This is a genomic window from Flavobacterium sp. (assembly GCF_024710485.1).
Classification (GTDB): domain Bacteria; phylum Bacteroidota; class Bacteroidia; order Flavobacteriales; family Flavobacteriaceae; genus Flavobacterium.
Window position 1 is genome coordinate 41,640 of record NZ_JANJUQ010000022.1, and the last position, 9,937, is coordinate 51,576.

Genomic DNA, 9,937 nt, shown 5'->3' on the forward strand with positions numbered 1-9,937 from the left:
TTAAAATTTCATCATTGCTATTGTTAATGCATTTTGTCGTTGCAAAAATATCACTATTTACAAAACCTTTCTCATCGTCATCGATTTGTTTACTGTTTCGATAAATTCTGCCTCCGGCACACTGTCTTTGGTAATGCCGCAACCGATGAATAATTCAACTTGCTTGTCGTTGATTTTCATGCAACGTAAATTAACAAACAAATCGGATTGCTCAGTTCGGAATGTGGCCAAATCGATATTCAATTCACCCAAAAATCCCGAATAATAACTTCTGTCATACGGTTCGTTTCGCAAGATAAAATTCTTTGCCGCCGCTTTCGGCAATCCGCAAACAGCTGATGTCGGATGCAACGCTTTGATAATTTCTTCCAAGTTACTGTCGCTACCAATAGCCGCTGTAATATCGGTCTTGATGTGCCACAAATTCCCGGCTTGTACAGAATACGGACTCGAAACAGTGAGTTCCGACACTTTATCTGCCAAACTTTGGATAATAAAATCGGTCACCAACTGTTGTTCCTCAATTTCCTTTTCTTGCCATACTACATTCGTAACGTCTGTCACCGCTTGCGTTCCGGCCAAAGCAACGGTTTGTATGCTTTCTTGATTGATTTTTAAAAACTGTTCCGGACTGGCTCCTGCCCACATTCCAATTTTCGGATGAAAAAAACAATATTTGAAAGCGGTCGGATAAAAAGCAACCAACTTATTAAAAACCGTTTCCAACTCAAAAGAAGTAACAACAACCATCGTTTTACGAGACAAAACCACTTTCTCAAATGCGCCTTGAGCAATAGCTTCGACTCCTGCTGTCACCAAAGCTTCAAAATCCTTTTTAGCGGATTCGTCTACCTCAATGATTGGATTAGAAGACAATAAAAAGTCAGTTTCCTTTATCATCTCGACATAAACTTCTGATTCAGCTTGTGGAATATATGGAATCAAATCGCCGTCAAAAGGTGCAAAAACAAATCCCTTTTCGCCAAAATCTTTTAAAAAATGTAAGCTGTCGTCCGTCTGAAATAAACCAATCATGCGGTCGGCGTTGGGCTTAGCATACAACACAAACGGCAATTGTTTTTCCAATTGCGCTTTGACTTTAACAAACAAATCCGTCATTTATCTTCTGGGTAAAATCATGTTAGTCAACTTACACAACGAAATCAGTTTGTCGTTTTCATCGGTGATTTTAATTTCCCACAAATGAATACTTCTGCCTTGGTGTATGATTTTTGCGGTACAAAACACTATTCCGTCTCGCTTGCTTTTTAAATGATTAGCCGAAATCTCAATGCCACGCACTTCTTGCTTTTCTGTATTGATAAACATCAATGAAGCTGCACTACCAACGCTCTCCGCCAAAGCTACCGTAGCACCGCCGTGTAACAATCCCATCGGTTGATGCACTCTGGAATTCACAGGCATTTTCGCTTTTAAAAAGCCTTCTCCGGCGTCGATATATTCTATTTCTAAGGTTTCCATCAAAGTGTTTTTGCTCCATTCGTTGCACAATTGTAACACTTTTTCTCTGTCCAATGCCATAGCTTAAATTTTTCACGAAATTACTACTTATTTCCCACAAGGAAAAAAGCCGACACCACGAATATACTATAATGGTTTTTTTACCGTTATTTACCAAGACTATAGTCAAATTTTCAAATCGACTTATTTTCAAATTAAACTATAATACCTACATTTACGACCGGAGACTGTTAGGTCGAATTGTACAAAGTAAAAATTCATAATACTGATGCGCTATCTTATTTTCTTTTTTATAATTGGTTTAACTTTATTCACCAGTTCTTGTCGACAAGATTTTGAATTTGAACCTAGTACAGGCGGTTTGTTTTTCTCAAAAGACACCGTGTATTTAGATACCGTTTTTACCAACATCGGTTCGAGCACCTATACTTTAAAAGTATACAACAGAAGTAACAAAGACATCAAAATCCCAACCATACAATTAGGAAAAGGACAAGCTTCCAAATACCGCATGACCGTTGATGGTATGGTAGGCAATAACAACCGAGTGTTTAATGATGTGGAATTGTTGGCCAAAGATAGTATGTATATTTTCATTGAAGTTACAGCCGATGTAGCCGAAGCCAATCCAACCGATTTCTTATATACCGATATCATTGAATTCCGACACGCCAATGGAGAAGTGCAAGATGTAGATTTAGTGACACTAATCCAAGATGCGTATTTTTTATATCCGAAACGATTTGCCGACGGCACTACCGAAACACTCACCATTGAAGGTATAGAAGAACCGGTGTATGGTTTCTTTTTAGATGAAAATGATCCCGTTAACGGCAATGAATACGTCTGGGGCAGTGATAAACCTTACGTTGTTTATGGCTATGCTGCTGTTCCCGGAGGAAAAACTTTGAACGTTCAACCCGGCGCTCGGGTACATTTTCATGCCGATTCGGGTTTAATTGTGGGAAATGGCGCTTCTTTTAAAGCCAATGGAACACTGGAAAACAACATCGTTTTTGAAGGCGATCGCTTAGAACCGGGGTTTTCAGACGTGGCCGGACAATGGCAAACCATTTGGTTAACCGCCGGAAGTACCGGAAATGAAATCGATAACGTCATCATCAAAAATGCCGCAGTCGGTTTGAATATCGATAGTAATGACGGTGGTTTTACGACTATTAAAAACACTCAAATTTACAATTCGTCCTTAATTGGTTTGTACGCAAAAACAGCTAAAATCAAAGGTGAAAATATCGTTATTAATTATGCCGGTATAGCTTCTTTAGCTTGCACTTTGGGCGGAAGCTACGAATTCAAACATTGTACGTTTAACAACAATTGGTCGAGTTCGCGTCAAGTAGCAGTTTTGCTGAACAATTATTATAAAGACGAAAACGAAGTCCAAGTACCTTTCGATTTGGTGCAAGCCGATTTTAAAAACTGTATCATTTATGGCAGCAATACTTATGAACTGGCACTCGATCCGGGCACATCAGGTCAATTCAATCATTCCTTTACTAAGTGTTTGTTGAAATTCGGCAGCAGTACCAATCCGTTGTACAGTTTCCTTTTCGATAATCCGGAAATCAAACGCAATGAAAATCCTAGATTTTTAAATATACAAAACAACCAACTCAATATAGGTGATGATTCAGCCGCCAGAGGATTTGGAGATGATATAAACGTAGGTTTTGATATTTTAGGAAATCCGAGAACAACTCCTTTTGATGCCGGCGCTTATAACTGGAACACTTTTGAGGATTAAATGATTTTTTTCTACATACAAAAAAGCTTCCTTTTGGGAAGCTTTTTTTATTATTTCTTATAGACTATTTCTTGATAAACTTAGTAGTAGCTGTCCCTTCATCGGTAACCAATTTGATAAAGTAACTGCCGTATTTAAGATTTGAAATGTCAATTCTATCAACCTGATTTGCATTTGGGAAAACAAAAACCATTTGACCTAAAAGATTATAAATTGCAATCGACTTTAAGGTAATCGTTTCCTTTGCTTTGATATTTAAAAATTCATTCGCCGGATTGGGGAATAAACTAAAATAGTTGGAGAACTCAAAATCTCGGTTTTCTAGTGCTTCGATAGTCGTTGAAGCAGTATTGGTTACTATAGGATAGTTATAATCGAAATAAATATTAGCATTGTTGGTAAAAGTATCGCCTATCACCAAAGTTGGTTTGATTTTAATTTTAAAGGCAATGTAACCGTCATTATTAGCATCATCAAAAGGCAATTGAATATTTTCAAAGATAAACTCTACCTTACTTCCCTCAATTCTGGTAATAAAAGAATGGCTACTATTTATTGGAACTAGTGAATTGATATCAAATTTAGAGGAATTAATAATATCTCTTACCACTATATTTTCGGCCAAATAGGTTCCGGTATTTTCAAAACGAATCACATAATGGACATATTGACCAATCATTTCCGGTCCGACTATATTACCCTCTAAACAAGTTTTATCATTTGGGTCAAACGAACCAACAACAATTTGTTTAAGACTTTTTATATTATCAGGTAAAAACTCGTCTCCCGTCAAAGGGTTTATGGTCACAGTAAAATCCAATTGATCTCCTATGTTAACCGGAGGTGTTTCCATTGGCGAATTGACATTCATTTTCACTTCGATAACTCTGGTTTCAAAAGGCTGTAAACTAGTATAACCCCAAGAAAGCAAGTCGAAACTCTGGCTGTTAGGTACAGGATTTGAAGAAACCAAATCCATTAAACCATCTTCAAACGATAAGGTAATATTTCCCGATTGCATCGAAGTCCCTTTATTTTTGTATACTATGATATAGTTGGCATCAAAACCCGGTCGAGCCCCGTCGATTGGGATAATTGTAACTTCCAAATCATTGTGTAAACCATTAGGTGTGATGCAAAAGCTTTGGCTGTACGGGCTAGCATCTTCAGGAAAACTTACTGAAATATTTGGAGGCGAAACCGAAAAATAAGAGGGGTTTTCCAAAACGGGAATGATGCTAAATTGCCCTGCTTGGAATGGTATTGTGAAATTCCCTGAATCATCCGCAATATAATTTGCTGAGATAAAACCGTTAGTATAAGCATAATTAAGATTGGGAAAAACTAAGTCGTCAAAGTTACAACCATTATTATCAGCATCATATTTTTGATTCCCGCTGACTGTGTAAAATACACCGCCAGGAACAAAAGAGCAATAGGTATTAAAATTATACCCATTGTTATACAAATAATAATAACTATTAGAGTCATATTCATCCGTACAAATGAAGTCTAAATTAGGATTGCTCTGAACATCAACATATTCGTTGCTACCATTTTTTAAATTTAAGTAAACCAGTTGATTATATCCAACATTTAAACTCCATAAACTTCTACAATCAGTAGTGTCTAAAACAGTTAACTGGTTGTGGGAACAATACAACTGAGATAAACTTTGCTTGTTACTTAAATCGAGTGAAGCAATCTGATTATGACTACAAAACAATCCTTGAAGTAATGGATTATTTGACAAGTCTAAGGCAGTCAAATTATTGTTTTCAATATTAAGATATTTTAACTGTGATAAGTTAGAGAGATTAATTGATGTTAGTAAATTACCACCAAGGTATAATTCCTCTAAGTTTGGATTATTAGAGAAATCAAAAGATGTTGCTGAATTTCCAAAAAAACCAAAATTTTTGAGCTGAGTCAAACTGCTGATATCGATGGTTGTGAGACCAATTAAACCTGCATCCAAAAAAGTCAGGTTAGGCAACGTACTCAAATTGAGAGATGTGGTTAAATTAGGTAAAGATGAGATTTGCAATTTTGTAAGATTGGGAAGATAACCAAAACTTAAATATGTAAATAAGTTCTCACTACAGTTCAATTCGGTTAAATTAGTTAAAATAGCTGTATCAATACTTGTTAATTGATTATCAGAACAATCCAATTTTGAGATTTGATTGATAGGACTCAAAATCAAAGAGGTCAAATTATTTTCAGAGCAGTCTAATTCAATTAAATTAACCAAATTAGTTATGTCAAGTGAAGTGATTGTATTGTAGTGGCAGTCCAAACGTACTAAGTTAGTGAAATAATTAATTCCGTTCAAACTATTTCCAATTGCTGCACTGTAACCGTTTAAATTTAACTCTACCACATTCAAGGCTTCGCTTACTTGGATTTCGCCGTCGCTATTTGCATCAACCTTAAAATATTCTCCAGCTGAATTTTTAGCAATAGTGTTGTTGGTGTTAGCTTGAGTTAGTCTATATTTAAACATACTGGAACCTGAAAAGGAAATTATCTGGGCATCCGCATATAATCCTGAAAGAATTATAAAAACAAAAAGGTAAAATTTCTTCATTAGCTAATGTTAATCAATCAAAAATATAAAAAAAATTATTACAAAAATTGTATTTTAAACACAATTTAAAATCATTTAAAAAGTATGAAAAACTCTTTTTGATACTTCTCTTTTTTACGTTAAATTTGCACCAACAACAACTACTAAATACAACACAATGATTCATTTCTTCGGAAACGAAAGTACTACTGTTTTTGCCGTACAAACGCAAAGCGAACTTTCGGCAGAAAACATCTCAAAATTAAACTGGCTTTTTGGCAACGCACATAAAATAGAAAAATCCGTCCTGACGGATTTTTTTGTTGGTCCACGTGCCGCTATGGTGACGCCTTGGAGTACCAATGCCGTAGAAATCACCCAAAATATGGGCATCGAAGGCATTATCCGAATTGAGGAATTCGAAAAAGTCACTGAAAACTTTTCCGATTTCGACCCGATGCTTTCGCAAAAGTACAACGAGTTAACCCAAGATATTTTCACCATCAACATCCAACCGGAACCGATATTAGAAATCGATGATATCGCCGCTTACAACCAAAAAGAAGGTTTGGCGTTGAGCGAAGAAGAGGTCGCTTACTTAAATGGCGTTTCCCAAAAAATAGGTCGAAAACTAACCGATTCTGAAGTGTTTGGATTTTCTCAAGTCAATTCAGAACACTGTCGCCATAAAATTTTCAACGGCACTTTTGTAATTGACGGACAAGAAAAAGAGACTTCCCTATTCAAACTCATCAAAAAAACATCAGCCGAACATCCAAACGATATCGTTTCGGCTTACAAAGATAACGTAGCTTTTATCAAAGGCCCGAAAGTTACCCAATTCGCGCCCAAAAGTGCCGACAAACCTGACTTTTACGAAACCAAAGAATTCGATTCGGTGATTTCCTTAAAAGCCGAAACCCATAATTTCCCAACTACTGTAGAACCTTTCAACGGAGCAGCAACGGGTTCGGGTGGTGAAATACGCGACCGATTAGCCGGTGGACAAGGCTCATTGCCTTTGGCCGGCACTGCTGTTTATATGACGGCCTATTCCCGATTAAAAGATAACCGCGAATGGGAAAACGGTATGACCGAAAGAAAATGGTTGTACCAAACCCCAATGGACATCTTAATCAAAGCCTCCAACGGCGCTTCCGATTTTGGGAATAAATTCGGGCAACCGCTAATCACAGGTTCCATCCTAACCTTCGAACACGAGGAAGAACCCGAGGCTACGCCGAACGGAGCGAAGCTAAACAGAAAACTCGGCTACGACAAAGTCATCATGCAAGCCGGAGGTATTGGCTACGGAAAGCTGGACCAATCCATCAAAAAGAAACCTAGCGCAGGAGACAAAATCGTTATCCTTGGCGGTGAGAATTACCGAATCGGAATGGGAGGTGCCGCAGTTTCCTCAGCCGATACCGGTGCTTTTGGTTCGGGAATCGAACTCAACGCCATCCAACGTTCCAATCCTGAAATGCAAAAACGCGCGGCTAATGCCATTCGCGCTTTGGTAGAAAGTGATGACAATCCGATTGTATCCATACACGATCACGGCGCCGGCGGTCATTTGAACTGTCTATCCGAATTGGTAGAAGAAACTGGTGGTTTAATCGATTTAGACAAATTGCCGGTGGGCGATCCAACCTTGTCGGCCAAAGAAGTCATCGGCAACGAATCGCAGGAAAGAATGGGATTGGTAATCGGTCAAAAAGACTTGGATACTTTGCAACGTATCGCAGAACGAGAGCGTTCGCCGATGTACCAAGTGGGTGACGTAACTGCCAACAAACGCTTTACTTTCGAAGGACAAAAAACAGGTAGCAAACCCATGGATTTGGCTTTGGAAGACATGTTCGGCAGTTCACCCAAAACCATCATGGCGGATAAAACCATACAAAGAAATTATACTGATTTAGAGTATAGTTCCGATTATATTCAAGACTACTTAAGAGACGTTTTGAAACTCGAAGCCGTAGCTTGTAAAGACTGGTTGACCAATAAAGTCGATCGTTGCGTAGGCGGAAGAGTCGCCAAACAACAATGTGTCGGACCTTTACAATTGCCGCTAAACAATGTGGGCGTAATGGCCTTAGATTTTAACGGAAAAGAAGGTATTGCCACTTCAATTGGCCACGCTCCTATTTCGGCATTAATCGACCCGAAAGCCGGTAGCCGAAATGCCATAGCCGAAGCTTTATCCAACATCGTTTTTGCCCCTTTAAAAGACAATTTAAAAAGTGTTTCGTTGTCCGCTAACTGGATGTGGGCTTGTAAAAACGAAGGCGAAGATGCCCGTTTGTACGAAGCGGTTCAGGCTTGCTCTGAATTTGCCATCGATTTAGGCATCAACATTCCTACCGGAAAAGATTCGCTTTCCATGAAACAAAAATATCCGAACGACGAAGTGATTGCACCGGGAACGGTAATTATTTCGGCAGCCGGAAATTGTTCTAATATTACCAAAGTGGTAGAACCGGTTTTACAACGCAACGGTGGTTCCATTTACTATATCAATCTATCCCAAGACGAATTTAAATTGGGCGGAAGTTCTTTTGCCCAAACCCTAAATAAAATTGGTGCTGAAACGCCAACCATTAAAGATGCCGCTTTCTTTAAAAAGGCCTTCAATGCTGTACAGAATTTAATCAAAGACCGACAAATCGTTGCCGGACATGATATCGGGAGCGGTGGTTTGATTACAACGCTATTGGAAATGTGTTTTGCCGATAACGATTTAGGAGCGAAAATCGACTTCTCTTCATTGGAAGAAAATGATTTGGTTAAAATCCTATTTGCAGAAAACATCGGATTGGTATTGCAAGCTAAAGACGATGCAACCTTTGAAAAAGCCTTAGAAGGAATTGAGTTTTTCAAAATTGGAGAAGTCTCAACAACTCCATCATTGGAATTTGGGATTTGGAATTTAGATATTGCGAGTTTACGCGATGTTTGGTTTGAAACTTCTTATTTGTTAGACCAAAAGCAATCCAAAAACAACACCGCTCGAGAACGTTTTAACAATTACAGTCACCAACCTTTACAATACCAATTTCCAAGTCATTTTACAGGTCTGAAGCCTGTCATCTCGAGCGCAGTCGAGAGACCAAAAGCTGCCATCATCCGTGAAAAAGGCAGCAATTCCGAACGCGAAATGGCGAATGCCATGTACTTAGCCGGATTTGATGTCAAAGACGTTCACATGACCGATTTAATCTCAGGTAGAGAAACACTGGAAGATATTCAATTCATTGGTGCTGTTGGAGGTTTTTCGAATTCCGATGTTTTGGGCTCTGCAAAAGGTTGGGCCGGTGCCTTTTTATACAACGAGAAAGCAAACACTGCTTTGAAAAACTTCCTTAAAAGAGAAGACACTTTATCAGTAGGCATCTGCAACGGTTGCCAATTGTTCATGGAATTGGAAGTCATTAACCCGGAACATGAGATTCACGGTAAAATGAAACACAACGATTCTCACAAACATGAGAGCATCTTTACCTCGGTTACGGTTCAAGAAAACCATTCCGTAATGCTGAAAACCCTCGCCGGAGCAACCTTAGGTGTTTGGGTGTCGCATGGCGAAGGTAAATTCCACTTACCTTATGAAGAAAGTAAGTACAACATCGTAGCCAAATACGCTTACGAAGGCTATCCTGCCAATCCCAACGGTTCCGACTACAACACCGCAATGTTATGTGATAAAACCGGTCGCCACTTAGTCATGATGCCTCACATTGAGCGCTCCACTTTCCCATGGAACTGGGCATATTATCCTGACAGAGGACAAAAAGACGAAGTTTCACCTTGGCTTGAAGCTTTTGTCAATGCCAGAAAATGGATTGAAAACCAAAATAAATAAATTGAAACCCGCTCCTTAGAGTGGGTTTTTTATTGGGGCGTGTCCTTTCAGGCCGGGCTATCCGCTGTATCTTTTACTGTTATAACTTATATCTAAACCAATGCCTTAATCAAAACAGTAAAAGGATGCCGCTCCTATCCCTCACGCGAAGCATTGCCTTTACAACAAACCTTTTTATCTATTGGATTTGATATTAAAAGGAGGAAGCCCGGTGGGCTTCAGGTAGTTTTGATTTATCAAAACCATATAAAACAAA

At 38.6% G+C, this 9,937-nt stretch carries 5 protein-coding genes; 2 read left to right on the forward strand and 3 right to left on the reverse strand.

The window, feature by feature from the left end; genetic code table 11:
- Positions 1-57: 57 nt before the first annotated feature.
- Together Q0M21_RS05115 and Q0M21_RS05120 are read right to left on the reverse strand one after the other, a co-directional pair.
- Entirely contained in the window at positions 58-1,119 is a 1,062-nt protein-coding gene (locus Q0M21_RS05115; protein ID WP_295335321.1) for an isochorismate synthase, read from the reverse strand.
- Entirely contained in the window at positions 1,120-1,542 is a 423-nt protein-coding gene (locus Q0M21_RS05120) for a PaaI family thioesterase (RefSeq protein ID WP_295335323.1), read from the reverse strand.
- 208 nt (positions 1,543-1,750) lie between these two features.
- Here Q0M21_RS05120 and Q0M21_RS05125 point away from each other — a divergent pair, with 208 nt between their 5' ends.
- On the forward strand, positions 1,751-3,247 hold the full coding sequence (locus tag Q0M21_RS05125; protein WP_295335325.1) for a hypothetical protein: 1,497 nt from the start codon (positions 1,751-1,753) through the stop codon (positions 3,245-3,247).
- A 64-nt stretch (positions 3,248-3,311) separates the two neighbouring features.
- On the opposite strand, the gene Q0M21_RS05130 is transcribed toward Q0M21_RS05125, so the two are convergent.
- Complete coding sequence (locus tag Q0M21_RS05130; RefSeq protein WP_295335326.1) at positions 3,312-5,837, reverse strand: T9SS type A sorting domain-containing protein; 2,526 nt, start codon at positions 5,835-5,837, stop codon at positions 3,312-3,314.
- 157 nt (positions 5,838-5,994) lie between these two features.
- On the opposite strand from Q0M21_RS05130, the gene purL reads away from it, so the two are divergent.
- Positions 5,995-9,681 carry a phosphoribosylformylglycinamidine synthase gene (gene purL / locus Q0M21_RS05135; RefSeq protein ID WP_295335327.1) on the forward strand — a complete coding sequence of 1,229 codons (3,687 nt, stop codon included), beginning with the start codon at positions 5,995-5,997 and terminating at the stop codon, positions 9,679-9,681.
- Positions 9,682-9,937: the final 256 nt, after the last annotated feature.